This is a genomic window from Paracoccus versutus (assembly GCF_000763885.1).
Taxonomy (GTDB): Bacteria; Pseudomonadota; Alphaproteobacteria; order Rhodobacterales; family Rhodobacteraceae; genus Paracoccus; species Paracoccus versutus.
Genome location: NZ_JRKO01000165.1, coordinates 1 through 1,037 on the forward strand (window position 1 = coordinate 1; position 1,037 = coordinate 1,037).

The 1,037-nt window shown below is 70.5% G+C and carries 1 protein-coding gene; it reads left to right on the plus strand.

Features of this window, described 5'->3' with window-relative positions; translation table 11 throughout:
• A partial coding sequence (locus tag IT40_RS26455) for an electron transfer flavoprotein subunit alpha/FixB family protein (RefSeq protein WP_036761508.1) occupies window positions 1-842 on the plus strand: 842 nt, incomplete at its 5' end.
• Between the last annotated feature and the right edge of the window lie 195 nt (window positions 843-1,037).

Below are 1,037 nucleotides of genomic sequence, written 5' to 3' on the forward strand. Positions count from 1 at the left end.
TGGGTGATGTCACGGTGCTCTGCGCCGGCGCGCAGGCCAAGGCCGCGGGCGAGGAGGCGGCGAAGATCGCCGGCGTCTCCAAGGTTCTGGTGGCGGAAGCCCCGCTCTACGGCCACCGGCTGGCCGAGCCGACGGCGGCGCTGATCGTGGGCCTTGCCGGCGATTACGACCACATCGCGGCGCCTGCGACCACCGATGCCAAGAACGTGATGCCGCGGGTGGCGGCGCTTCTGGACGTGATGGTGCTGTCGGACGTCTCGGCGGTGATCGACGCGGACACGTTCGAGCGGCCGATCTATGCCGGCAACGCCATCCAGGTGGTGCGCTCGAAGGACGCCAGGAAGGTCTTCACCATCCGCACCGCGAGCTTCGACGCGGCGGGGATCGGCGGTTCGGCCAACGTGGCGGAGACCGCCGCCGCCGCCGATCCCGGCCTGTCGGCCTGGGTTGCCGACGAGGTTGCCGAGAGCGACCGCCCCGAGCTGACCTCGGCCAAGCGGGTGGTCTCGGGCGGCCGCGGCCTGGGCTCGAAGGAGAGCTTCGCCATCATCGAGGCGCTTGCCGACAAGCTCGGCGCCGCGGTGGGTGCCTCGCGGGCTGCGGTGGACTCGGGCTACGCGCCGAACGACTGGCAGGTCGGCCAGACCGGCAAGGTGGTGGCGCCCGAGCTCTACGTGGCGGTGGGCATCTCGGGCGCGATCCAGCACCTTGCGGGGATGAAGGATTCGAAGGTGATCGTTGCGATCAACAAGGACGAGGAGGCGCCGATCTTCCAGGTCGCCGACTACGGGTTGGTGGGCGACCTGTTCAGCCTGGTGCCGGAACTGACCGGCAAGCTCTGAACTTCTCTGTTCCGCAAATACTCCGGGGGGAGCGCCCCAGCGGCCCCATCGAGGGGCCGCAGGGGCGCGGGGGGCAGAGCCCCCCGACCCGCGCCCCGCAACCGCCACCAGCCAGCCAGGGAGGCCGAGCCATGTCCGAAGTTGAACGCGAGTCGATGGAATACGACGTTGTGATCGTCGGCGGCGGCCCGGCGG